24 protein-coding genes are annotated in these 21,752 nt (G+C 69.5%); 13 read left to right on the plus strand and 11 right to left on the minus strand.

Annotated features, from left to right (window positions below):
• Positions 1–156: 156 nt before the first annotated feature.
• The 5 genes from GXW79_RS00080 (at position 157) to GXW79_RS00100 (ending at position 4,392) form a co-directional block, all read left to right on the plus strand.
• Positions 157–1,686 carry a circularly permuted type 2 ATP-grasp protein gene (locus tag GXW79_RS00080; RefSeq protein ID WP_456315823.1) on the plus strand — a complete coding sequence of 510 codons (1,530 nt, stop codon included), beginning with the start codon at positions 157–159 and terminating at the stop codon, positions 1,684–1,686.
• Positions 1,687–1,690: 4 nt separating this feature from the next.
• Entirely contained in the window at positions 1,691–2,626 is a 936-nt protein-coding gene (locus tag GXW79_RS00085; protein ID WP_211872176.1) for an alpha-E domain-containing protein, read from the plus strand.
• Positions 2,627–2,722: 96 nt separating this feature from the next.
• Complete coding sequence (gene radC / locus GXW79_RS00090) at positions 2,723–3,688, plus strand: RadC family protein (RefSeq protein WP_246503585.1); 966 nt, start codon at positions 2,723–2,725, stop codon at positions 3,686–3,688.
• 66 nt (positions 3,689–3,754) lie between these two features.
• Positions 3,755–4,057 (plus strand): nucleotidyltransferase family protein, encoded by a 303-nt coding sequence (locus tag GXW79_RS00095; protein ID WP_211872177.1) that lies wholly within the window; start codon positions 3,755–3,757, stop codon positions 4,055–4,057.
• Positions 4,054–4,392 carry a HepT-like ribonuclease domain-containing protein gene (locus GXW79_RS00100; RefSeq protein WP_211872178.1) on the plus strand — a complete coding sequence of 113 codons (339 nt, stop codon included), beginning with the start codon at positions 4,054–4,056 and terminating at the stop codon, positions 4,390–4,392. Before GXW79_RS00095 ends, GXW79_RS00100 begins: the two co-directional genes overlap by 4 nt.
• Here the strand turns inward: GXW79_RS00100 and ggt are convergent, their stop codons facing one another.
• Positions 4,393–6,084 (minus strand): gamma-glutamyltransferase, encoded by a 1,692-nt coding sequence (gene ggt / locus GXW79_RS00105; RefSeq protein WP_211872179.1) that lies wholly within the window; start codon positions 6,082–6,084, stop codon positions 4,393–4,395.
• 34 nt (positions 6,085–6,118) lie between these two features.
• Between ggt and GXW79_RS00110 the strand changes: the two genes are divergently transcribed.
• Positions 6,119–6,499 carry a YraN family protein gene (locus GXW79_RS00110; protein WP_211872180.1) on the plus strand — a complete coding sequence of 127 codons (381 nt, stop codon included), beginning with the start codon at positions 6,119–6,121 and terminating at the stop codon, positions 6,497–6,499.
• On the opposite strand, the gene GXW79_RS00115 is transcribed toward GXW79_RS00110, so the two are convergent.
• Entirely contained in the window at positions 6,494–6,985 is a 492-nt protein-coding gene (locus GXW79_RS00115) for a GNAT family N-acetyltransferase (protein ID WP_211872554.1), read from the minus strand. The two genes, GXW79_RS00110 and GXW79_RS00115, sit on opposite strands and share 6 nt — an antisense overlap.
• Positions 6,986–7,060: 75 nt before the next feature.
• Between GXW79_RS00115 and GXW79_RS00120 the strand changes: the two genes are divergently transcribed.
• Positions 7,061–7,270: a DUF1289 domain-containing protein gene (locus tag GXW79_RS00120; RefSeq protein WP_211872181.1), complete on the plus strand. Its 210-nt coding sequence runs from the start codon at positions 7,061–7,063 to the stop codon at positions 7,268–7,270.
• A 58-nt stretch (positions 7,271–7,328) separates the two neighbouring features.
• Here GXW79_RS00120 and GXW79_RS00125 read toward each other — a convergent pair whose 3' ends face one another.
• From GXW79_RS00125 to GXW79_RS00135, 3 genes are all read right to left on the minus strand, one after another.
• Entirely contained in the window at positions 7,329–8,822 is a 1,494-nt protein-coding gene (locus GXW79_RS00125; protein ID WP_211872182.1) for a YifB family Mg chelatase-like AAA ATPase, read from the minus strand.
• A gap of 45 nt (positions 8,823–8,867) precedes the next feature.
• The gene (locus GXW79_RS00130) at positions 8,868–9,866 is read right to left on the minus strand and encodes a dipeptidase (protein WP_211872183.1); all 999 of its coding nucleotides are present in this window, start codon (positions 9,864–9,866) and stop codon (positions 8,868–8,870) included.
• Between the two features lie 85 nt (positions 9,867–9,951).
• Positions 9,952–10,983 carry a histone deacetylase family protein gene (locus GXW79_RS00135; protein WP_211872184.1) on the minus strand — a complete coding sequence of 344 codons (1,032 nt, stop codon included), beginning with the start codon at positions 10,981–10,983 and terminating at the stop codon, positions 9,952–9,954.
• Positions 10,984–11,048: 65 nt separating this feature from the next.
• Between GXW79_RS00135 and GXW79_RS00140 the strand changes: the two genes are divergently transcribed.
• From GXW79_RS00140 to GXW79_RS00165, 6 genes are all read left to right on the plus strand, one after another.
• On the plus strand, positions 11,049–12,350 hold the full coding sequence (locus GXW79_RS00140; RefSeq protein WP_211872185.1) for an ArgE/DapE family deacylase: 1,302 nt from the start codon (positions 11,049–11,051) through the stop codon (positions 12,348–12,350).
• Complete coding sequence (locus tag GXW79_RS00145) at positions 12,347–13,588, plus strand: hydantoinase/carbamoylase family amidase (RefSeq protein ID WP_211872186.1); 1,242 nt, start codon at positions 12,347–12,349, stop codon at positions 13,586–13,588. Before GXW79_RS00140 ends, GXW79_RS00145 begins: the two co-directional genes overlap by 4 nt.
• Complete coding sequence (locus tag GXW79_RS00150; RefSeq protein ID WP_211872187.1) at positions 13,585–15,102, plus strand: M81 family metallopeptidase; 1,518 nt, start codon at positions 13,585–13,587, stop codon at positions 15,100–15,102. Before GXW79_RS00145 ends, GXW79_RS00150 begins: the two co-directional genes overlap by 4 nt.
• A gap of 361 nt (positions 15,103–15,463) precedes the next feature.
• Positions 15,464–15,643 carry a hypothetical protein gene (locus GXW79_RS00155; protein WP_211872188.1) on the plus strand — a complete coding sequence of 60 codons (180 nt, stop codon included), beginning with the start codon at positions 15,464–15,466 and terminating at the stop codon, positions 15,641–15,643.
• A complete protein-coding gene (locus tag GXW79_RS00160; protein ID WP_211872189.1) occupies positions 15,640–17,028 on the plus strand; it encodes an amidase in 1,389 nt (462 codons plus the stop codon). The genes GXW79_RS00155 and GXW79_RS00160 overlap by 4 nt, the downstream gene beginning before the upstream one ends.
• 86 nt (positions 17,029–17,114) lie before the next feature.
• Entirely contained in the window at positions 17,115–17,675 is a 561-nt protein-coding gene (locus tag GXW79_RS00165) for a phosphonate degradation HD-domain oxygenase (RefSeq protein ID WP_211872190.1), read from the plus strand.
• 3 nt (positions 17,676–17,678) lie between these two features.
• On the opposite strand, the gene GXW79_RS00170 is transcribed toward GXW79_RS00165, so the two are convergent.
• The 6 genes from GXW79_RS00170 to GXW79_RS00195 all read right to left on the minus strand — a co-directional run bounded on the left by GXW79_RS00170 (position 17,679) and on the right by GXW79_RS00195 (position 21,623).
• Complete coding sequence (locus GXW79_RS00170; protein WP_211872191.1) at positions 17,679–18,656, minus strand: Bug family tripartite tricarboxylate transporter substrate binding protein; 978 nt, start codon at positions 18,654–18,656, stop codon at positions 17,679–17,681.
• A 65-nt stretch (positions 18,657–18,721) separates the two neighbouring features.
• Complete coding sequence (locus GXW79_RS00175; protein ID WP_211872192.1) at positions 18,722–19,090, minus strand: DUF3574 domain-containing protein; 369 nt, start codon at positions 19,088–19,090, stop codon at positions 18,722–18,724.
• Positions 19,087–19,563, minus strand: a complete 477-nt coding sequence (locus GXW79_RS00180) for a GNAT family N-acetyltransferase (RefSeq protein ID WP_211872193.1) — start codon at positions 19,561–19,563, stop codon at positions 19,087–19,089. Before GXW79_RS00180 ends, GXW79_RS00175 begins: the two co-directional genes overlap by 4 nt.
• 4 nt (positions 19,564–19,567) lie before the next feature.
• On the minus strand, positions 19,568–19,915 hold the full coding sequence (locus GXW79_RS00185; protein ID WP_211872194.1) for a DMT family transporter: 348 nt from the start codon (positions 19,913–19,915) through the stop codon (positions 19,568–19,570).
• Positions 19,912–20,892, minus strand: a complete 981-nt coding sequence (locus GXW79_RS00190; protein ID WP_367614763.1) for a glycosyltransferase family 2 protein — start codon at positions 20,890–20,892, stop codon at positions 19,912–19,914. Before GXW79_RS00190 ends, GXW79_RS00185 begins: the two co-directional genes overlap by 4 nt.
• Complete coding sequence (locus tag GXW79_RS00195; protein WP_211872195.1) at positions 20,889–21,623, minus strand: class I SAM-dependent methyltransferase; 735 nt, start codon at positions 21,621–21,623, stop codon at positions 20,889–20,891. The genes GXW79_RS00190 and GXW79_RS00195 overlap by 4 nt, the downstream gene beginning before the upstream one ends.
• Between the last annotated feature and the right edge of the window lie 129 nt (positions 21,624–21,752).

Below are 21,752 nucleotides of genomic sequence, written 5' to 3' on the forward strand. Positions count from 1 at the left end.
GGTCGGCGCCGAGCCATTTCCCTGGGAGATCGCGCTTGCACCCTGGCCCGCTTCCTGCAACCTCCTCATTGGAACTGCATTCTGGACGAGCGCCAAAGGGGAGCCTCACCTTCTATGCCGATGGAGCCTTTTGCGCTGCCCAAAGCTTTTGATGAAATGAACGGCAATGACGGGCTGCGCGCCTGTTTCGCGGGCGTCGCCAGGTGGCTCGATGGCACCAGCCACGATGCGCTCGGCGTGAAGCGGCGCGAGGCGGAGCTGCTGTTCCGCCGCATCGGCATCACCTTCGCTGTGTACGGGGAGGGCGGCGACCCGGAACGCCTGATCCCCTTCGACCTGATCCCGCGCGTACTCGGCCAGGGTGAATGGCAGCGCCTGGCGCGTGGCCTGGAGCAGCGGGTCCGCGCGCTGAACCTGTTCCTCAAGGATGTCTACGGTAAGCGCGACATCATCCGCGCCGGCAAGATCCCAGAGAGCCTGATCCTGGGCAACGAGACCTACCGCCCGATCATGGAGGGGTTCGTCCCGCCGGGCGGTGTCTACACCCATGTCTCGGGAATCGACGTGGTCCGCACCGCGCCCGACGAGTTCTTCGTCCTCGAGGATAATTGCCGCACGCCGTCGGGCGTCTCCTACATGCTGGAGAATCGCGAGGCGATGATGCGCCTCTTCCCCGAGCTGTTCGCGACGCACCGGATCGCCCCCGTCGGCCACTACCCCGAGGAACTGCTCGAGACGCTGAAATCCGTGGCCCCGGAACGCTGCCCCGGCACGCCCCGCGTCGTGCTGCTGACGCCCGGCGCCTACAACAGCGCCTATTACGAGCACTGCTTCCTTGCGGACGAGATGGGCGTCGAGTGCGTCGAGGGCGCGGACCTGTTCGTGCGCGACGATATCGTCTTCATGCGCACGACCAACGGTCCCCAGCGCGTCGACGTGATCTATCGCCGCATCGACGATGAATACCTCGACCCCGAGGCGTTCCTGCCCGATTCGATGCTGGGCGTCCCCGGCCTGATGCGCGCCTACCGCGCCGGCAATGTCGCACTCGCGAACGCGCCGGGTGCGGGCATCGCCGACGACAAGGCGATCTACCCCTACGTGCCGGAGATGGTGCGCTTCTATCTCTCCGAGGAGCCGCTGCTCTCCAACGTCCCCACCTACCTGTGCGAGCGCGATGCCGACCGCGCCTATGTGCTGGAGCACCTGGACGAGCTGGTCGTGAAGCTGACCCATGGCTCGGGCGGCTACGGCATGCTGGTGGGCCCGCATTCCACCCACGCCCAGCGCGAGGAATTCGCCGCGAGGATCAAGGCCAAGCCCGCCGAATACATCGCCCAGCCAACGCTCGCGCTCTCCACCGTGCCCACGCTTGTCGAGGCCGGCATCGCGCCGCGCCATGTCGATCTGCGTCCCTTCATCCTGACCGGCGGCAAGGGCGTCCGCATCATCCCCGGCGGTCTCACCCGCGTGGCGCTGCGGGAGGGCTCGCTGGTGGTCAATTCCAGCCAGGGAGGCGGCACAAAGGACACCTGGGTGCTGGAGGATGACGCGGTGCCGGCATCGGGCCAGTCGCAATCCCAATCCCAGTCGGGTGGCGGGTTCCAGTCGCAATCGCAGGCCCAGTCGCAATTGCATGAGGGCGGGCCGCAAGCGCAATCGCAGTCGCAGCGGCAGGGGGGCTGACGCCATGCTCAGCCGCACCGCCGACAGCCTGTTCTGGCTCGGCCGTTACACCGAGCGCGCCGGGAATGTTGCCCGTGGGCTGACGGTCGCCGCGCGCATGGCCGGCCTCACCCATCGCGACGAGGAATGGCAATCCCTGCTCGTCGCGACCGGCGCCGAGACGGGTTTTTTCGAAAAACATGAGGAGCCGACGCGCGAGGCGGTGCTGCACCACCTCATCCTCGACCCCGACAACGCGTCGGGGCTGCTGCCCTCCATCGAGGCGGCGCGGCGCAATGCGCGACAGGTGCGCGCGGCCCTCACCGTCGACATGTGGGAAGCGATCAACGACACCTGGAACGAGGCGCGCAAGCTGGCACCGGCGGCCCTCACCGTGGACGGGCTCGCGCCGTTCCTGGATTGGGTGAAGGCGCGCTCCCTGCTGTTCTACGGCGCCGCCGCCGACACCATGCTGCGCGACGAGGCGTGGCGCTTCACGCACCTGGGCACCATGCTGGAACGCGGCGACAACACCGCCCGCCTGCTCGACGTGCGCCACACCATGCTCGCCAAGCAGCCCGAGGCCGAGGGCAGCGCCATCGACTACCTGCAATGGCAGGCGGTGCTGCGCTCCGTCTCGGCGCAGCGCGCCTACCAGTGGCTCTATCACACCCGGCTGCAGCCGAACCTGGTCGCGGAACTGCTGATCCTGCGCCAGGAGCTGCCGCGTTCCATGATCGCGTGCTACCGACGCGTGGACCAGACGCTGGACGCACTGGCCAATGCGGGCGGGGGCAGGCGGGGTGAGTGCCACCGGCTCGCCGGGGAATTGCACGCCAAGCTCAAATTCGGGCGGATCGAGGCGATCATGGATGGCGGGCTGCACGAGTTTCTCACCGAGTGCATCGACCGCAACGTGGCGTTGGGCGGCCAGATCGCGACGTTCTATCTGACGCATTGAGAAGCAAAGCCGAGCGATCAGCTCCGACAGCGCGAAATATGCGCGATATCCGGCACCCCATTCGATTGAAGGTTGATGCACGTTCAGGTTGCATTAATGATGATCGTTGCGCCCTCTGGGCGAGAACGCTCACCAGAGAGCAAGCGCGCCATGTGGCTGATGAGGATGTTGCGACGTAGTCTTGCCGGCTTGGACCGCGCGCCTCGTATCGCGCAGACCGACCCGTCGCGTCTCAGCGGTCGGCTGCACCCGGGGTTCGCGGAGGATGCCGGCGCGACGCAGTTCGGTGTCAGGCCTAGGTTCCTCCCATCGAGGGCAGCCCAGAGCACCCGGACAGGCTGGCAGGGACAAGGGACCCGCAACGCCGCCGATCATGAGGCGCCATTTTCCAGCACCGGTCCGACCGGCCATCGAAGCCGCATGCGGGAAAAGCTGCTCGAACGCGGACCGGGCGCCCTGGCGGACTACGAGGTCCTCGAGATGCTGTTGTTCTTTGCGTTCAAGAAGGGCGACACCAAGCCGCTCGCGAAGGCGCTCATCAACAGGTATGGCAGCTTCGCCGCCGTGCTGACCGCGCCGCAGAAGGACCTGCTCGACATGCGTGGGCTCGGTGAGCACAGCGTCACCGCCATCAAGCTGGTGCAGGACGCGGCATTGCGCTTGGCCAAGGCCGAGGTCGTGGACCAGCCGCTGCTCAACAACTGGGACCGGCTGATCGACTACCTCAACGCCGCGATCTCACGCGAGAAGGTCGAGCAGTTCCGCGTGCTGTTTCTCGACGCCAAGAACCGTCTGCTCGCGGACGAGGCGCAGGCGCGCGGCACCGTCAACCACACCCCCGTCTACCCGCGCGAAGTCATCAAGCGCGCACTCGAATTGCACGCGACGGCGCTGATCCTGGTGCACAACCACCCGAGTGGCGACCCGACGCCGAGCCGCGCCGATATCGAGATGACGGCCGAAATCAAACGGGCCGGTGAGGTCTTCTCCGTCGTGGTCCATGATCACCTGATCATCGGCAACGGGCGGCATTTATCGTTCCGGCGGGAGCGTTTGCTGTGACCTGATCACACTCCGACCGCCTTTTGGGTTTTGATGCGCGGCGGCAGGGCGGTCTAGACTGATCTCATGCAGGCCCTTGCTCCACGCGAAGCGCTTTCGGATCTCTGCCGCCGCTTCGGCGTGGAGACGCTGGACCTGTTCGGCTCCGCCGCAACTGATCGCTTCGATCCGCTGCACAGCGACGTCGACCTCCTTGTGCGCTTCGGCCCTCATGCGCGGGAGCATCGCTACGCCGAGGCATTTCTGAGCTTCCACGCCGCGCTGGAATCGCTTCTCGGACGGCCCGTGGACCTCCTGTCCGAAGCGTCCATCGAGAACCCCCACCTCCGCGCCGCCATCATGGCCGAATGCGTGCCGCTCTTTCCATGACGGATCGCGCCGCGGCGCTGCTGTGGGACGCCGCACGCTCTGCCGATCGCATTGCTCAATTCCTCAACGAGCGCGCCTGCACAACTTTGGCCAAATACGTGGAAGACGAACTGCTCCACGCGGCAGTCGAGCGCCAGTTCGAAATCATCGGCGAAGCCCTCGCCGCGCTTCGGCGCGATCACCCGGAGCGCGCATCCGCGATCCCGGACCTTGCCACCATCATCGCCTTCCGCAATCGCCTGATCCACGGCTACGCCTCGGTCGATCACGCCCTCGTCTGGAGCGTCATCACCGACCATCTGCCCGGCTTGCGCGCATCCCTGCCGCGCACCTGATCACTCCCCCAGCGCCGCCCCTTCACGCCGCCGATCCGCGCCGCCATCGATGGCGACCGCACTCCCGTCTCGCCGAATGCGGATCGCCTGCAACCCCGACCCGAGCGTGCCGATCACCACCCGGTGGCCCATCGCCTCCAGCGCCGGGCCGAGTGCTGCCATCGGCGTCTCCGCCTCCAACTCAACCGTCGCGCCCAGGGTCAGCACGTGCGGCAGGTCGATTGCCGCCTGCGGCGAGAGGTTCCAGTCCAGCAGCCCGACCAGGGTCCGCGCGACGAAGCCGATGATGCGCGCCCCACCAGGCGAGCCCACGATGAAAGCGAGCCGACCCTCCTCATCGAACACCAATGTTGGTGACATCGAGGATCGTGGCCGCTTGCCCGCACCCACCGCATTGGCGACCGGCCGGCCCTCCACCTCCGGGCGGAACGCGAAGTCGGTCAGCTCATTGTTCAGCATGAAGCCGCGCACCATCACCTGCGAACCGAACACGGCCTCGATGGTCGTGGTCATGGACACCGCATTGCCCGCCTCGTCGACGATGGCAATGTGGCTGGTGCCGTGTTCGGGTTGTTCCTCCTGCGCCGCATAGGCCGCCTCGCGCCAGGGCGGGTTGCCGGCACGGGGCAGGGCGGGCATCGCGCGCAGCCGGTCCACCAGCTGGGCGCGCGCCGTCAGGTAGGCACGGTCGAGCAGCCCGCGCACGGGCACGCGCACCTGGTCCGGGTCGCCTAGATAGGCGGCGCGGTCGGCGAAGGCGAGGCGCCCGGCCTCGGCGATGAGGTGCGCGGCGTCGAGGCTGTTGGGCGCGAAGTGCGACATGTCGAAATGCTCGAGCACGCCGAGGATCTGGCCGATCGCGACACCGCCCGAGGAGGGCGGCGGGAAGCCGCAGACGCGCCGCCGCCGGTACTCGGAGCACACGGGCTCGCGCAGCCGCGGCTGATACGCGGCGAGGTCGTCCATCGTCATGAGGCCGGGGTTGGTCGGGTGGCCGCGCACCGCATCGGCAATGTCGGCGGCGATCGGGCCGCGATGCAGCGCCGCAGCGCCATGCGCCGCGATGGCGCGCAAGGTGGCGGCGAGTGCGGGGTTGCGCAGCCGTGTCCCGGCTGCAACCGGCTGTCCCCGTGCATCGAAGAAATAGGCGCGCGCGGTGGGGTCCTCGGCGAGCCGCCGGCCATCCCGCGCGATCTCGCGCGCGAGGCGCGGGGAGACGGTAAAGCCGGCCTCGGCCAGCGCGATGGCGGGCTCGAACAGCCGTGCCCAGGGTAGCTTGCCGTGCAGCCGATGGGCGGCCTCCAGCGCGGCGACGGTGCCGGGCACGCCGACCGCGCGGCCGCCCACGACCGCATCGGCAAAGGCCATGGGGTCTCCGCTGCGCAGGAACAGGGCAGGGGTCGCCGCGGCCGGCGCCGTCTCCCGCCCGTCGATCGCCGCGATCCGGCGTTCGGCGGTGTCCCAGTGCAGGATCAGCGCGCCGCCGCCGATGCCGCTCGACTGCGGCTCCACCAGTGTGAGCACCATCTGCACCGCGACCGCCGCGTCGATCGCTGTTCCACCGTCGCGCAGCATCGCGAGCCCGGCCTCGGCGGCCAGCGGATGCGCCGCGGCCACCATGTGCCGCTGCGCGAGCGGCTGCGCCGAGGCCGGGAGCGCGAGCAGCAGGAACCCGAAGATCAGGCGGCGCATGGCGTCTCTCGATTTGTTCCGACATGCTCATGCCATGACCGAAGCCCGCCGCCAACGAGGCCGCCGCGCCGGCGCGACCGGGACAGGCGCCGAAGCCATCGCGGCCGCCCTGCTCATGGCCGAGGGCTGGACTGTGCTCGCGCGGCGCGCCCGCACCGGGGCGGGCGAGATCGACCTCATCGCGGAGCGCGACGGGCTGCTCGCCTTCATCGAGGTGAAGGCGCGCCCCTCGCTGGCCGAGGCGGCCTATGCGCTCGGCCCGCGCCAGCGCGCGCGGCTGATCGCAGGCGCCGAGGCCTGGCTCGCGGCCAATCCCAGCCATGGCGGCGCGGGGATGCGCTTCGACGTGATCCTCGTCGCGGCGGATGGAAGCGTGCGGCGCGTCGCCGACGCTTTCCGGATCGGCGACTTATGACGCCCGCGGGCGGATGAAGAGCTGTTCCATCACCGGTTCGCCCCACTGGTCGCCGGGGCGTTCATCCGCCATCGCGAAGCCGTGGCGCTCATAGAGGCGGCGCGCCGGGTTGAGGCCGGCGAAGGTCCACAGCCGAGTCTCGGCAAAACCCTGCGCATCGACATGGGCGAGAGCGGCCTGCAGCAGCGCGCGCCCGATCCCCGTGCCTTGGGCAGCTTCGTGCAGGATGAACCAGCGCAGATGCGCAGCCGGGGCCATGTCCTGCCCGTCGATGGCGATGGTGCCGATCACCGTCTCCCCATCGAGCGCAGCCCAGATCTGGTTGCGCGTATCGCGAAGTCGGGGGACGAATTCCGCGAGGCCGCCGGCGACCACCGCCTCGAAGCGCGGGCCGAACCCGAACGCCTGGGCGTAGTAGCGCGCGTGCAGTTCGGTGGTGCGGCCGAGCAGGCCGGGGCGCCAGCCGCAGGCGATGGTAAACGGCATCACGGCACTGCGCTCCCCTTCGCTCCCGATGCATCCCGCCTGGAAGGCTGACACACGCTTGCCATATGCGGTCCCATGGCGAGCCCGTGCATTGATGTCTGCAAGTTCGACGACGAGACCGGATGGTGCCTCGGCTGCGGGATGCGGCGGAAGGACAAAAAGCTGTGGAAGAAGGATCGCGACACGCGCCCTGACATTCGCGCCGCGCTGCCGGCGCGGCTGAGCGCGCTCGCCGCCTCGGGCAACCGGGTGGGTACCGACGCCAAGGGCCGCAAGCACGACTGAACGCGGGTCGGGGCGCTGCCCCCGTCGGAGGGTGGGGGAGGGCACTCCCGCTGCTTGCTTACCCTGCTTTCCGATGCCTGTAGGCCAGCGCTTCGGCCACGTGCACCCGCGCGATCTTCGCCGCTCCCGCCAGGTCGGCGATGCTGCGCGCCACCCGTAGCGTGCGGACATGCGCGCGGTTGGACAGGTAGAGCTTCGTCGCGGCTTGTTCGAGCAGCCGCGCCGCCTCCGCATCCAGGCTGTCCTGCAGCGGCCGGAACTCGGCCTCCGCATTGTCCACGCCCCAGCGTCCACGCGCCCACTCCCGTGCGCGAGCCACGCGCTCCGCTACCGCGCTGCTCGCTTCGCCTGGTGGCGCATGGATCAGCTCCGCCGGCGTCAGCGGCGCGATCTCGATGCTCATATCCATCCGGTCGAGCAGCGGCCCCGACAGCTTGGCCTGGTACGCCTCCCCGCAGCGCGGCGCCTGGGAGCAGGCCCGGCGCGGATCGGCGAGATACCCACAGCGACAGGGATTCATCGCCGCCACCAGCTGGAACCGCGCGGGGTAGTTCACCCGCGCATTCGCCCGGCTGATCGTCGCACGCCCGGTCTCCATCGGCTGGCGCAGCGCCTCCAGCGCCGGTCGCGGAAATTCCGGCCATTCGTCGAGGAAGAGTACGCCGCGATGGGCCAGGCTGATCTCGCCCGGCTTCGTGCGATGGCCGCCGCCGACCAGCGCCGCCTGGCTTGCCGAGTGGTGCGGGTCGCGGAAGGGTGGGCGCTGCACCAGCCGCCCGCCTTCGAGCATGCCGGCGACGGAGTGGATCATGCTCACCTCCAGCGCTTCCTCCGGCGCGAGGTCCGGCAGCAGGCCGGGGATGCGCGCGGCGAGCATGGATTTCCCCGCCCCTGGCGGCCCGAGCATGAGCAGGTTGTGCGCGCCGGCCGCCGCGATCTCGATGGCGCGCTTGGCGGCCTCCTGCCCGCGCACCTCTGACAGGCAGGGCCCCCGCGCCGCACCAGACGTCATCTCCGGCAGCTTCGGCGGGGCGAGCAGCTGCACCCCGCGGAAATGGTTGAGCAGCGACGGCAGATCCGGTGCCGCGAGCACCGAGATCCGCCCCGCCCAGGCCGCCTCGCCACCCTGCGCCGCGGGGCAGATCAGCCCCAGCTCCTGCGCCGAGGCCCCGATCGCGGCCGGCAGCACGCCCGCCACGGGATGGATGCCACCATCCAGCGCCAGCTCCCCCAGTGCGGCGTATTCCGCGACTTCCTCCGCCGCGATTACGCCCATCGCGACCAGTACGCCGAGCGCGATCGGCAGGTCGAAATGCGACCCCTCCTTGAGCAGGTCGGCCGGTGCGAGATTGACCAGCACGCGCTTGGGCGGCAGCGACAAGCCGAGCCCGATCAGCGCCGCGCGCACCCGCTCCCGGCTTTCACCCACGGCTTTGTCGGCAAGCCCCACCAGCAGGAAGGCCGGCAGGCCCGGCGCAATCTGCACCTGCACCTCCACTGGCACGGCCTCGATGCCGGAGAATGCGAATGTGGCGATGGTGGCGAGCGACATGGTGCAACCCTGCCGTGCGCTTCATCCACTTACAACCCAGAATTGTTACGCGGCCGCGGCAGTCTCCGCCGCGCGCATAAGACGCAGGAAATTCCCCGACCAGAGGAGGCCCAGCGCCGCATTATCATAGCCGCGCCGCTCCAGCTCCTCGGTCACCGCCGCGCTCTCCGCGGCATTCGCCCAGCCGATCACGCCCCCGCCGCCGTCAAAATCCGAACTCAGCCCGACATGTTCGATCCCGATGCGCTTCACCGCATGGTCCACATGGTCCGCGATGTCGCTGACATACGCCACCACCGGCTTGCCCGGCTCCCCGCTGCGCAGGAAGGAGGACACCGCCGTGATCTGCGCCAAGCCGCCGGAGTCGCGCAGCGCATCCAGCTGCTCGTCATCCACATTGCGCGGATGCGCGCGCAGCGCCGCGCAGCAGGTGTGCGTCGCCACCACCGGAACGCGCGAGACCTCCACCGCCTGCATCATCCCCTTCTTCGAGACATGGCTGACATCGACCAGCAGTCCCACCCGATTCATCTCGGCGACCGCCTTCACCCCCAGCGGCGACAACCCGCCATGCTCCTCGGCCGGATCACCCAGATCCGGGCGCGGAATCGCACTGTCGGACAGCGCGTTGTGGCCGTTATGCGTGAGCGTCAGGTAGATCGCGCCCATGTCGCGCCACTTCGCCAGCAGGCCAAGATCACGCCCCATCGCATAGCCATTCTCGACCGCGGCGATCACCATCTGCGCGCCGGCTTCATGCGCGGCGACAATCCCGGCGCTCGTCGTGCAGTACCGCCGCGCCTGGCCATCCGCACGACCACGGATGTGATGCAGCATCGCCTCCGCGCGCGCCGCGGCGGCGGCATGGCCGGCATCGTCGCGCCGCGCCTGGGGCAGGTAGGCGATGAACACCACACCCTTCAGCCCGCCACGCGCCATCTTGGGGAAATCGACGCAACGGTCGGTCTCGAAAGTGGCGTCAGGCGGGTTGGGCCACCGAATGTCGACGTGGGTGTCCAACGTCAGCAGATCGAAGTGGTTCATTGAAAGACTCCAAGAAGGCTGGGGAAAAGAATCTCCCCAGACCCCATTCTTTTATTTTTGCTTACTGGGGCGGCGGCAAGCGCGGTCATCGTCCGAGAAAACCACCCAGGAACCGCGCGAGCAAATCCCCCAGATGATCGACCGCGTAGCCACCCTCCTGCACGAAAACCACTGGCACCCGCAGCCCCGCAATCAACCCACCCGCTCGCGCGAAACCCTCATCGGAGACGCCCAACGCATTCAGCGGCTCATGCACCGAAGCATCGAAGCCCAGGCTCACCACCAGGGCATCCGGCGCGAATGTATCGACCCGCGAAATCCCCGCCGACACCGCCTCCAGCCAAGGCCCGTCATCACTCCCGACCGCCACCGGCAAGTTCACGTTGAACCCTTCGCCAGAGCCACCGCCCCGCTCATGCGCACGGCCAACATACCAGGGGTAATAGCCATCGGGATCACCATGCACCGAGACGGTCAGCACATCCGGCCGCTCCCAGAAAATCCCTTGCGTGCCATTGCCGTGGTGGCTGTCGATGTCCAGCACCGCCACCCGCGCGGCACCACCGCGCAGCAGAGCCTCCACCGCCACCGCCGCATTGTTCAGGTAGCAATGGCCGCCGGCGCGCGCCGAATAGGCGTGATGACCGGGCGGCCGACACAACGCATAGGCGGAACCGCCCGCCAGCACCGCCTCCGCCGCCGCCAGAGCACAGCCCGCGGCATCCACGCTGGCCGCCCAGGTCCCGGCCCCGATCGGGCACGCCGTATCCGCCGTGTACCACCCCACCTGCCCAATCAACCCGCCTGGCGCCGCACCCTGTGCCGCCATCTCCGGCGCGGGGTGGATATTGGCGACAACCTCCGGGCCGGCGCCGCCCAGCCGCTGCCACGCCGCATGCACGCCTTGAAGAAAATCAAGATAAGCGGCGCTGTGCACCGCCTCCAGCGCATCGCGTGGCGCCCGTGCAGCGACCTCCGGCGCCAAGCCCAGCGCGGCCAGACCGCTACGCAGCGCCTCCGCCCGCGCGGGCACTTCGAAGTTCGGGCGAACCGCGCCGCGCATCAGGAAAAACCGCGGCGCGTGCTGCGCATCGCCCGGGGCATGGAACGTCTTCATGCACGAAGGCTAGAAGCCCCGCACATGCCTTGTCCATGCGCGGCGCGCCGCCTAGCCTTTGCGCCATGCCCAACGCACCCCCGCTCGACCCCGGCGTCCGCCGCGCCATCCTCGATGCCGCGAAGTCCCTGGAGGCGGAGAGTATCGATGCGCTGAGCACGCTGGTCCGCTGCCCCTCCACCCTCGGCCACGAGCAATCCGCGCTCGCCGCGATGACCACCCTCTACCTCTCACTCGGCCTGGAACCACAAGGCGTCCCCACGCGGGCCGAGACGCTGGCATCCCACCCAGGATTTTCGCCTCCGCTCATCCCCTATGAAGGCCGCGACAACGTCGTCGCCATCCACCGCCCGCGCACCACGCTCGGCCGCAGCCTGGCCCTGCAAGGCCATGTCGACGTGGTGCCCGAAGGTGCCGCCGACCTCTGGATCACGCCGCCCTTCGAACCCGCCATCCGGCAGGGGCGCATGTACGGCCGCGGCGCTGGCGACATGAAGGCCGGCATCGTGAGCTATTGCATGGCCTTCAAGGCGCTCACGCTCGCTGGCCTGCAACCCGCCGCCGAAGTGCAGATGCAATCCGTCATTGAGGAGGAATGCACAGGCAATGGCGCGCTGGCCTGCATGCTCGCCCTCCCCCCCACCGACGCCGTCATCATCCCCGAACCTGGCCCCGGCCTGCCGGCGATGTACTCCGCGGAAGTCGGCGTTGTCTGGGCCTGGATCACCGTCACCGGCCGCCCCACCCATGTGCGCGACATGCAGGCCGGCGTGAACGCCATCGAGGCCGCCACCGCCATCGCCGCGCGATTCAAGGACTACCAGCGCGAGATGAACAAGGGCGAGCGCATTCACCCCAGCTTCCACGGCGTGAACCACCCGGTGAACGTCAACTTCGGCTCCATCGAGGGCGGCGAGTGGAACAGCTCCGTCCCCACGCGCTGCCGCATCGGGCTACGCGTTGGCGTGATGATGGGCTACACGGCGCAACAGACGAAGCGCGACATCGAAGAGATCGTCGCCGAAGCCGCGCGCGACGAGACCTTCCGCGGCGCCAAGGTGGCACTCGAATTCAAAGGCTTCATGGCCGATCCCTGCGTCTTCGACATGGCCTCGCCCATCGCGCTGATGGCGAAGCGCAACTTCACCGAGGTCTCGGGTGCGACGCTGCGCGACTATCCCGCCACGGGGCTGACGGATGGCCGTTTCTTCGCGCTTTACCAGAACACGCCGGTCGCCTGCTTCGGGCCGGACGCGCAGGACATCCACGGCATCGACGAAAGCGTCGGCCTCGACTCCATGCACGACATCACCAAGACCATCGCGCTCTGCATCGCCGAATGGTGCGGGGTGGAGACGCGCACATGAGCAACATCCCCCTCTCGCCCCAGCGCCTCTGGGACAGCCTGATGGACATGGCGAAAATTGGCGCGACGCCGGCAGGCGGCAACAGCCGCCAGGCGCTGACCGGCGCCGACGCAGAAGGCCGCCGCCTGTTCATGGAGTGGGGCCGCGCCCTTGGCCTCACGCCCATCATCGACCAGGCCGGAAGCATCGGTCTGCTGCGGCCCGGCCGCGATCCGTCGCGCAAGCCCGTGGCCGTCGGCAGCCACCTGGATACCGTGCCGACCGGCGGCCGCTTTGACGGCGTGTACGGCGTTCTCGCCGGCCTGGAGATCCTGCGCGCCCTGCACGAAGCCGGCGCGGAAACCGAAGCCCCCATCCTCGTGATCAACTGGACCAACGAGGAGGGCGCGCGCTTCTACCCGCCCATGGGGGCGAGCGAGGTTTCCATGGGCCTGCGCCCACTGCCCGACCTGCTCGCAACGCAGGAACGCGCCGGGCCGGAAACCTTCGCCGACGCGCTCGCGGCAACCGGCTTCGCGGGCGAAGCAAACCCCGCCATCTTCCGCGACATCGCCGCCTATTTCGAAACCCATATCGAGCAGGGCCCCATCCTGGAGCGCGAGGGCGCCGAGGTCGGCATCGTCAGCCACGCGCTGGGCGTGATGACCTTTGCCGTCACCGTCGAGGGCCGCGACGGTCATGTCGGCTCCCCCATGGAAGGCCGTGCGGATGCGCTCGTCGCCGCGGCCGCCCTGGTGCTGGCCGCCGAACGCATCGCGCTCGCCCATGCGGGGCTCGGCTCGGTCAATCGCCTTGCGCTGTTTCCCGACACGCGCGGGACCATTCCCTCCCGCGTCAACCTCGGCGCCAGCCTGCGCGGGCAGACGCAGGAAGGGCTCGATGCGATGCTCGCGGAATTCCGCGCCGAGGCCGACCTGGTGGCGCTGTCGCGCGGTGTCACCATCACCATCACGCAGGATTGGGGCTACCCGATGGTCCCCTTCGACCCGGTGCTGAAGGGCCGGCTGGAGGTCGCCGCCGACCGCCGCGGCATCGTCCGCCGCACCCTGGCCACGCCGATCGGGCACGACGCCATCCATGTCGGCCGTGTGCTGCCGGCGGCGATGCTGTTCATCCCCTGCCATGGTGGCCTGTCGCACAACGAGGCCGAGAGCATCACCCCACGCTGGGCTGAGGCGGGCCTGATGGTGCTGGCGGATGCCGTGCTCGAAACCGCCGGCCTGGTGCGCGCGCCATGAGAATCGCGATCGGCGGCTTCCAGCACGAGAGCCATTCCTTTGCGCCCATGCCCACGGGTTGGGCGCAATTCGCCCGACCCGGCGGCTTCCCGGCGCTGCAACACGCCGCCACGCTCGTGGACACGATGCGCACCACCTCCGTGCCCATCGCCGGCGCCATCGCCACGCTCGAAGCGGCGGGTGCGACCATCGCGCCGCTCGCCTGGTGCTTCGCCAACCCCGCCGGCCCGGTCACGCCCGACGCCTTCGAGCGCATCGCGGCCCTCACGCTTGCTGCGCTGTCCGACGCGCTCGATGCCGGCCCCATCGACGGCGTCTTCCTCGAACTCCACGGCGCCATGGTCGCCGTCGATTTCCCGGATGCCGAGGGCGAATTGCTGCGTCGCGTCCGCGCGGTGGTCGGGGCAAGCGTCCCCATCGCATGCAGCCTCGACCCGCACGCGAACAAGACCGCCGCGATGGTCGAACTCTCGGACGTGATGGTGCCCTACCGCACCTACCCGCATATCGACCAGAAGCAGGCCGGCGCCCAGGCAACGCGCATCCTGCTCGACATGATCCGCACGGGAACCCGCCCCGCGAAATACTTCCGCGAGCTCGACTTCTGGACCCCGCTGCCCGGCCAATGCACGCTCGTCGCGCCCATGGCGGACGTGATGGCCGAACGCGCGCGCCTGGCTGAAGCCCCCGGCATCGTCGAGCTCGGCTTCTGCTTCGGCTTTCCCTACGCCGACTTCCCCGGCTGCGGCATGGCCATCGCCACCTATGCCGACACGCCCGCGCAAGCCGCCGAGGCCACCGACGCCCTCGCCCGCTTCATCACCTCGCGCGAAGCCGAATTCGCCCGCGGCGCCATCCCCGCCAGCGAGGCCGTCGCCGAAGCCATCCGCCTGGCCGCGACCGCCACCAAACCCATTGTCCTCGCCGACACCCAGGACAACCCCGGGGGCGGCGGCCACGGCGACACCACGGGCCTGCTCGCCGAACTCATCGCTCAAGACGCGCAGGGCGCCGTCCTCGCGCTGATCAACGACGCGGATTCCGCCGCCGTCTGCCACGCAGCAGGGCAGGGCGCCACCATCACCCTCAGCCTCGGCGGCAAAAGCGACAACGCACCACTCCCGGTCACCGGCACCATCGAAGCCCTGACCGACGGCCGCTTCATCTGCACCGGCCCCATGGGCGCCGGAAACCCCGCCGACCTCGGCCCCACTGCCCTCCTGCGCATCGGCGGCGTCCGCGGCATCATCGTCACCCGCAAAATGCAGGCCCTCGACCAGGCCCTCCTCCGCCACATCGGCATCAAACCCAGCGAACAGAAAATCCTCGCGCTGAAATCCTCCGTCCACTTCCGCGCCGACTTCCAACCCATCGCTGCCAACGTCATCATCGCCGCCGCCCCAGGGCCCGTCGTCGCCGACCCCTCGACCCTCCCCTTCACCCACCTCCGCGACGGCCTCCGCCTCCGCCCTGGCGACAACCGCACGACACAGGGCGGGCGGCGGGAAGAGTAAGCAAGGCCAGGGGCTCTGCCCCTGGACCCCGCCAGGATCGTGTCGATCCTGGACCTCCATTCGTTGGTTCTTGGGATCGGGGTTGGTTCTGGGTCGTTGATCCGGAATGCCTGTCATCGGGAGAGGGTGGCCGTCACGCGCTCTCATCTGGTGATCGCTTCCCGGCCACCCTCTCCCGATGACAGGCCCTGATAAAAGTCCAGAGCCCACCATCCAAACCCAGGACCAACACAGGCAGGGGCCCGGGGATCGGCGCGATCCCCGGCGGGGGTCGAGGGGGCGGAGCCCCCCGCCTTTCTTTCCCTTCACCCTCGCCCCGCCCTGGGTCATGCTGCGTCTGCACAGTGCAGGGGTGGGTGTCATGGCGGAGCCGTTGTCTCGGGTGGTGTTTGATGCCGTCATGGCGCGTGCGGGCATTGTGTTGAGCGATGCGGAGGCGGAGGGCATTCGCGCGGCGTCGGCGCATGTGCAGCGGTTTGCGGCGGCGGTTCGGGTGCCGCGTCCGGTGGGTGCGGAGCCGGCGACGGTGTTTGCGCCATGAGCACGCCGAGCATTGCCGAAGCGCTGAAGGGGTTTGCTGACAAGACGTTGTCGCCGCGCGAGCTGGTGCATGATTGCCTCGATCGCGCGCAGCGGCTGAACCCGGTGATCCATGCCTTCATCCGCTTCACGCGGGAGGCGGCGATGGCGGCCGCGGCGGAGAGCGAGGCGCGGTGGATGGCGGGCACGCCGATGGGGCCGTTGGACGGCATCCCAATCGCGCACAAGGACATCTACGAGACGGCGGGTGTGCCGACGACGGGGCATTCGCGCGTGCTGCTGGACAACACGCCTGCCGAGGATGCGGCGGTGGTGCGGCTGTGGAAGCAGGCCGGCGCGATTTCGCTGGGCAAGCTTGCGACGCATGAGTTCGCCTGGGGCGGACCGTCGTTTGATCTGCCCTGGCCGCCGGCGCGCAATCCTTGGGACATCTCGCGATTCACTGGCGGCTCATCGTCGGGGACGGGCGCGGCGGTGGCGGCGGGGGTGATCCTTGGGGGCACGGGGTCCGATACGGGCGGGTCCATCCGCATGCCGGGCGCGCTGTGCGGCGTGGCGGGCATCAAGCCGACTTACGGGCTGTGCTCGCGCGTCGGCGTGCTGCCGCTGGCGTCGAGCCTCGACACCACCGGGCCGATGGCCTGGACGGTGGAGGATTGCGCGTTGCTCCTGCAGGCCATGGCCGGGCATGATCCGCACGACCCGTCCTCGGCGGATCGTCCCACGCCGGACGTCCTGACGGGGCTGCGCGATGGCGTGAATGGCGTGCGCATCGGCGTGATCCGGCATTTCCATGAGGTGGACATGCCGGTGAGCCCGGCGATGCAGGGCGCCATCGACGCCGCCATAGGCGCGCTGCGTGAGGCCGGCGCCACGATCGGGGAGGCGACGCTGCCCCCGCTCGACGCGTTCAACGCCGCCGGCTGGCTGATCCTCGCGACCGAAGCCTTCGCCGCGCATGAGCCCTGGCTGCGCGCCCGCTTCCGCGACTATGGCGAGTTCCTGCGCGAGCGCCTGGCGGTGGCGGCGACGGTCTCGGGTGCCGACTACATCCAGGCGCAGCGGCGCCGGCGGGAGCTGTGCGCGGCGGTCACCGGGAAGATGGAGCAGTTCGACATCCTGCTCACCGCGGCCGCCCCGGGCGAGGCGCGGCCGATCGAGCAGATGACCAAGTGGGCGAGCTTCGAGGGGCCGAACTTCACCATGCCCTTCAACCTCACGGGGCAGCCGGGGCTGGTGGTGAATGCGGGCTTCTCGCCGGCCAACCTGCCGCTGGGCGTGCAGCTGATCGGGCGGCCCTTCGAGGATGCACTGGTGCTGCGCGCCGGCCAGACTGTCGAGCAGGCGCTGGCGCTGGGCGGGCGGCGACCGAAGCTGCCGGTCTGAGACGCCGGGCGGACATGTCTCGGGCTTGTCCGTCGCACCTAACCGCAAGTCGCGCTATGGCTGGCGCGACCGAGGGAGCGAGGCCGATGACCGAGGACGAGAAGACCGCACTGCTCGCGCAGATCCACATGATGCTGGATGACCGCGCCGAGGGCGCCTACGGCCTGACCGACATCACCCAGAAGCAGCACGCCCTGCAATCCGCCTGGCTCGCCGAGCGCGACGGGCACCCGGCGTCGATGATCGCCGCCGCGCTGATGCATGACATTGGCCACCTGGTGCACGACCTCGGCGAGAACCCCGCCGCGCAGGGCATCGACGACGAGCACGAGGATGTCGGGAACGCGTGGCTCGCCCGCGCTTTCGGGCCGGAGGTGACCGAGCCGGTGCGCCTGCACGTCGCCGCCAAGCGCTACCTCTGCGCGACCGAGAGCGACTATTTCGGGAAGCTCTCGCCGGACAGCGTGCGCTCCCTCGCGCTGCAGGGGGGCCCGATGTCGACCGAGGAAGTCGCCGCCTTCCGCGCGCTGCCGCAGGCGGAGGCGGCCGTGCAGCTTCGTCGCTACGACGAGGAGGCGAAGGTGAAGAACCTGGTAACTCCGCCGGTCGGGCATTTCATGCCTTATGTGGAAGCCTGCCTGGCCTGACGCCTATTCCGGCATGATGCCGGCGCGGGTGATGAGATCGCGCCAGGCCGGCACCTCGCGCGCAACCCGCGCGGCGAGGGCGGCCGGCCCGTCGGGGCGAACGATGAAGCCCGCGTTGCGCATTCGCCCGCGCGTCTCCGCATCGCCCATCACCGCGGTCGCCACCTGGGCGAGCCGGTCGATCACGGGTTGCGGCGTACCGGCCGGCGCATAGCTGCTCAGGAAGGTCTCGCTGATGAAATCGGCATGCCCGAGCTCCACCATCGTGGGCACCTCGGGCAGGTCGAACCAGCGCTCCGGTCCGGTCAGCGCGATGGCGCGTACCCGCCCGGCCTGAATCTGCGCATGCGAGGAGGCGAGCGCCGTCGCGCCGATCTCGGTGGTGCCGACGAGCACGGATTGCACCGTCAGCGCGGCGCTGCTGTGCGTGACCTGGACGAAGCGCAGGCCCTTGAGGATCGCGAGCCGCTCGCCGGCCAAATGCGGCGTGGAGCCGGTGCCGGGGTTGGCGAAATGCAGCCCACCCTCGGTGGCCCGCGCCCGCGCGACGAGATCGTCGAGGTTGCGGATCGGCGAGGCGATCGAGGCGAGGAACACGTCGGGCGAGGCGCCGAGCTCCGTGATCGGGGCGAAGTCGCGCACGGGGTCGTAGCCGGGGTTGCGGAACAGGGAGGGGTTCACGACGAAGCCGCTCGAGGCGATCAGCAGCGTGTGCCCGTCGGGTACCGCGCGCGCGGCCATCGCGACGCCGATATTGCCGCCCGCCCCGCCGCGATTCTCGATCACGACGGGCTGTCCCAGCGCGGGGGAGAGACCCTGTGCCAGGATCCGCGCGCAGATATCGGTCGGACCGCCGGGACCGAAGGGCACGATCAGGCGGATGGGTCGGTTGGGCCAGGATTGCGCGTGGGCGGGCAGGGCGAGGAGGGCTGGGGCGGCCAGCAGCGCCCGGCGTGCGATGGCGGCGTGACGTGGCGGCATGGCGCCTGGTTCCCCCGTGTTTTGCGCGAGCCTGCGGGCGCCGTACGGGCCGCGTCAAGCGTGCGTCAGAACCAGGCGCACACCGCCTGCGTCGTGACCAGGACGGAGCGCTGGGCAAAGCGCGCGCGGTAGGCGGTCTCGACAGGGGCAAAGCGCGCGCGCGCGTCGGGGCCCGCGAGGATCGTCAGCGTGCGGCTCGCCTCGCGGATGATGCGGCCTTCGGGGTCGCGCCATTGCCCGCGCGCCTCGCTGGCGGTGAGCCCGTCGGGGAAGGCGGGCGTCACGGTGCTGGCGAGGAAATCCTGCCAGTCGCGCTCGGCGACGCTGCCGCCGAGATAGGCGGTGAGCTGGGTCATCGGCGCCGTGCCGCCGTCGCAAGCGGGCACGCCGCCGGCGCAGCCGGCAAGCAGCAGCAGGGCTGGCACGCCCCTCACGGCAGATCCTTTCCGAAGAAGACCGTCCCCGGCACCTGGCTGTCATTGTAGCGCGGGATCGGCCGGAAGCCCGCCGCCCGGTACAGCGCCTGCGCCGCGGTCATGGAGGGGAGCGAATCCAGCCAGATCGCCCCATGCCCCAGTCCGACCGCCGCGCGCGTCGCCGCCTCCAGCAGCGCCCGGCCCAGACCCAGGCCGCGCGCCTCGGGCGCGACGTAGAGGCGCTTGATCTCGCCCCGCGCATCCCCGATGGACCGCAGCCCGACGCAGCCCAGCGGCGTCCCCTCCGCGGCGCGCGCCAGGATCAGCGCGCCGCCGGGTGGCGCGTATTGCCCCGGCAGGGTGGCGCGCTCCGCCGAGAAATCCTGCACGCCGATCCCCGCCGGCAGGCTCGCCGCATAAGCCTCGAACAACGCGGCGACGGCGGCGACGTCCGTCGGCGCCGATGCCTCCATGATGACGAAGCCCGTCACCGCCTCAGGCGGTGGCCAGCAGCACCACGCCCACCGAGATCAGCGCGATGGCGGCGGCGTGTTGCAGCGAGATGGTCTCGTTGAAGACGAAATACCCGATCAGCGCGACCACCACGTAGCTCGCTGCCGAGGAGGGCAGTGCGACGCTCATCGGGATGCGGCGCAGCGCCATGATGTAGAGCAGCGCCGAGCCGCCATACAGGCCGAGCCCCAGGATGGTGTGCACGCGGAACAGCTGCGCGATGAAGCCGCTGCCCTCCGCGACCGAGCCGGATGCGCCGTATTTCAGCAGCACCTGGCCGCCGAGCGAGGTGATGATCGCGGTGCCGAGTGCGAGCCAGTACAGCATCATCGCGCCGGCCTCACGATGGCGCGGACGACGCCGCGAACGACCCCCTGGGGCTTGCCATTCGCACTCATGAAGGCGCGCCCGACATATTCACCCATCACGCCGAGCACGAGGAACTGCACCCCCGCGATCAGCAGCGTCACCACCATGAGCGAGGCGTAACCGGACGGCGTCGACCCCATCATCGCCTCGATCACCACGATCAACGCGATGAACAGCCCCAGTGTTCCCATCGCGACGCCCGCGATGATGGCCAGGCGCAGCGGGAGGACGGAAAAATTGGTCGCGAGGTTCATCCACAGCCGCACCAGGCGCTTGACCGTGTAGTTCGACCGCCCCTCGACGCGCGCGAAATGCTTCACCTCGATGCTGTCGAGCCGCTGCGTCACCTGCATGAGCAGCCCGTCCACATAGGGGTAGGGACCGGCGTACTTCACCACCTCGCGTACGGCCAGCGCGCTCATGCAGCGGAACGAGGAGAGATACAGGCCGGGCGGCTTGTCCATCAGCTGGTCGGCGACCCAGTTGGCGAAGCGGGAGCCGAGATTGCGCCAGCCCTCGTGCTCCTTCACCGCGTAGCGGGTGTAGACGACGTCGTAATCGCCGTTGCGCGCGTGGTCGTAGATGCGCACGACCTCCTCGGGCGGGTTCTGCAAATCGTCGTCCATGGTGATGACATAGGCACCGCTGGCGTGGCGCAGCCCGGTCATGACCGCGTTGTGCTCGCCGAAATTCCGCGCATGCTCGATGTAGGTGAGCGGCACGGTGGCCCGCGCCGCGATGTCGCGGCAGACCTCTGCGGAATTGTCCGGGCTGCCGTCATTGACCAGGATGATCTCGAGCCCGCCCTCGGGCCTCAGCGCGGAGAGTGCGTCGACCAGCAGGCCGACGGTCGCGGCGCCGTTATACACGGGCACGACGATACTGAGCCCGATCGGCGCGGGCGGGATAGGATCCATCGGCAGGTCTTCCTCGTTCACGGCCGCGTCGCCACCACCAGCACGGAGCCGCCGGCGGGATAGCGGAGCCGCCGCCGCGCCAGCCAGTGTTCCACGACCGTCACGCCATGCAGGCTCGCATCCAACCATGGCGGGAAGGCGGCGACGTCACTGGCGCCGCCGGGCTCGCGGGCCATCACCTTGCGCTGCAACACCATCAACGGCAGCAGCAGCGCATTCCAGTAGCCGGCGTCGATCGCCGTGAAGCCGGCCGAACCCAGCAGCGCGCGGATACTGCGCGTGGTAAAGCGCCGCGCATTGTGGACCCGCGCGTCATGCGCGCTCTTCAGCCATTCGAAGGCCGGCAGGTTCAGGATGAGCGTGCCACCGGGCGCGAGCACGCGGTGCAACTCCGCCAGTGCCGCCGGCGGCTCGAGCGAGCGATGGCCCAGCACGTCCAGGCTGATGGCGGCGCCGAAACTGGCATCGGGGTAGGGCTGGCAGGTGATGTCGCCGACGGCAATAGGCAGTCCGGTCTTGGCCCGCGCACGGGTGGCGGCCTCGGCCACGTAGTCGAAGGCGACGATCGGCCGGGTTATCCCCGCGGCGAGCAGTGCGGCGACCATGCCCCCGGTGCCACAGCCGGCATCGAGCAGGGGACCCGGCGCGCCAGGCCGGTCTTCCAGCGCCGTGACGATCCGGGCACGCAGCGCGCGGTACCACCACATGCGGTCCTCGACCGCATCCATCAGCGCGTATTCGGCAGCGTCCATGCGCGGCTTCTGGCATCGGGTGGGGGCGACGTCCAGCGTCCCGGGACCGGCGGGTCTGGGATGCACGGCGCATTTTGTTGCAGGGGGCGCCTCGCCTTGGCCGCAATGGCGTTGCATGTTGCGCAAGCC

The organism is Plastoroseomonas arctica (assembly GCF_018128965.1).
In the GTDB taxonomy this organism is placed as follows: Bacteria; Pseudomonadota; Alphaproteobacteria; order Acetobacterales; family Acetobacteraceae; genus Plastoroseomonas; species Plastoroseomonas arctica.

What these genes read in the sequence shown, in the direction of transcription:
- GXW79_RS00195 (WP_211872195.1), bottom strand. Translation starts at nt 21,623, where the DNA reads ATGGACGCTGCCGAATACGCGCTGATGGATGCGGTCGAGGACCGCATG.
- ggt (WP_211872179.1), bottom strand. Translation starts at nt 6,084, where the DNA reads ATGCGCCGCCTGATCTTCGGGTTCCTGCTGCTCGCGCTCCCGGCCTCG.
- GXW79_RS00085 (WP_211872176.1), top strand. Translation starts at nt 1,691, where the DNA reads ATGCTCAGCCGCACCGCCGACAGCCTGTTCTGGCTCGGCCGTTACACC.
- GXW79_RS00135 (WP_211872184.1), bottom strand. Translation starts at nt 10,983, where the DNA reads ATGAAGACGTTCCATGCCCCGGGCGATGCGCAGCACGCGCCGCGGTTT.
- GXW79_RS00185 (WP_211872194.1), bottom strand. Translation starts at nt 19,915, where the DNA reads ATGATGCTGTACTGGCTCGCACTCGGCACCGCGATCATCACCTCGCTC.
- GXW79_RS00150 (WP_211872187.1), top strand. Translation starts at nt 13,585, where the DNA reads ATGAGAATCGCGATCGGCGGCTTCCAGCACGAGAGCCATTCCTTTGCG.
- GXW79_RS00170 (WP_211872191.1), bottom strand. Translation starts at nt 18,656, where the DNA reads ATGCCGCCACGTCACGCCGCCATCGCACGCCGGGCGCTGCTGGCCGCC.
- GXW79_RS00080 (WP_456315823.1), top strand. Translation starts at nt 157, where the DNA reads ATGAACGGCAATGACGGGCTGCGCGCCTGTTTCGCGGGCGTCGCCAGG.
- GXW79_RS00120 (WP_211872181.1), top strand. Translation starts at nt 7,061, where the DNA reads ATGGCGAGCCCGTGCATTGATGTCTGCAAGTTCGACGACGAGACCGGA.
- GXW79_RS00160 (WP_211872189.1), top strand. Translation starts at nt 15,640, where the DNA reads ATGAGCACGCCGAGCATTGCCGAAGCGCTGAAGGGGTTTGCTGACAAG.
- GXW79_RS00125 (WP_211872182.1), bottom strand. Translation starts at nt 8,822, where the DNA reads ATGTCGCTCGCCACCATCGCCACATTCGCATTCTCCGGCATCGAGGCC.
- GXW79_RS00110 (WP_211872180.1), top strand. Translation starts at nt 6,119, where the DNA reads ATGACCGAAGCCCGCCGCCAACGAGGCCGCCGCGCCGGCGCGACCGGG.
- GXW79_RS00095 (WP_211872177.1), top strand. Translation starts at nt 3,755, where the DNA reads ATGCAGGCCCTTGCTCCACGCGAAGCGCTTTCGGATCTCTGCCGCCGC.
- GXW79_RS00165 (WP_211872190.1), top strand. Translation starts at nt 17,115, where the DNA reads ATGACCGAGGACGAGAAGACCGCACTGCTCGCGCAGATCCACATGATG.
- GXW79_RS00130 (WP_211872183.1), bottom strand. Translation starts at nt 9,866, where the DNA reads ATGAACCACTTCGATCTGCTGACGTTGGACACCCACGTCGACATTCGG.
- GXW79_RS00140 (WP_211872185.1), top strand. Translation starts at nt 11,049, where the DNA reads ATGCCCAACGCACCCCCGCTCGACCCCGGCGTCCGCCGCGCCATCCTC.
- GXW79_RS00145 (WP_211872186.1), top strand. Translation starts at nt 12,347, where the DNA reads ATGAGCAACATCCCCCTCTCGCCCCAGCGCCTCTGGGACAGCCTGATG.
- radC (WP_246503585.1), top strand. Translation starts at nt 2,723, where the DNA reads ATGATGATCGTTGCGCCCTCTGGGCGAGAACGCTCACCAGAGAGCAAG.
- GXW79_RS00115 (WP_211872554.1), bottom strand. Translation starts at nt 6,985, where the DNA reads ATGCCGTTTACCATCGCCTGCGGCTGGCGCCCCGGCCTGCTCGGCCGC.
- GXW79_RS00155 (WP_211872188.1), top strand. Translation starts at nt 15,464, where the DNA reads ATGGCGGAGCCGTTGTCTCGGGTGGTGTTTGATGCCGTCATGGCGCGT.
- GXW79_RS00100 (WP_211872178.1), top strand. Translation starts at nt 4,054, where the DNA reads ATGACGGATCGCGCCGCGGCGCTGCTGTGGGACGCCGCACGCTCTGCC.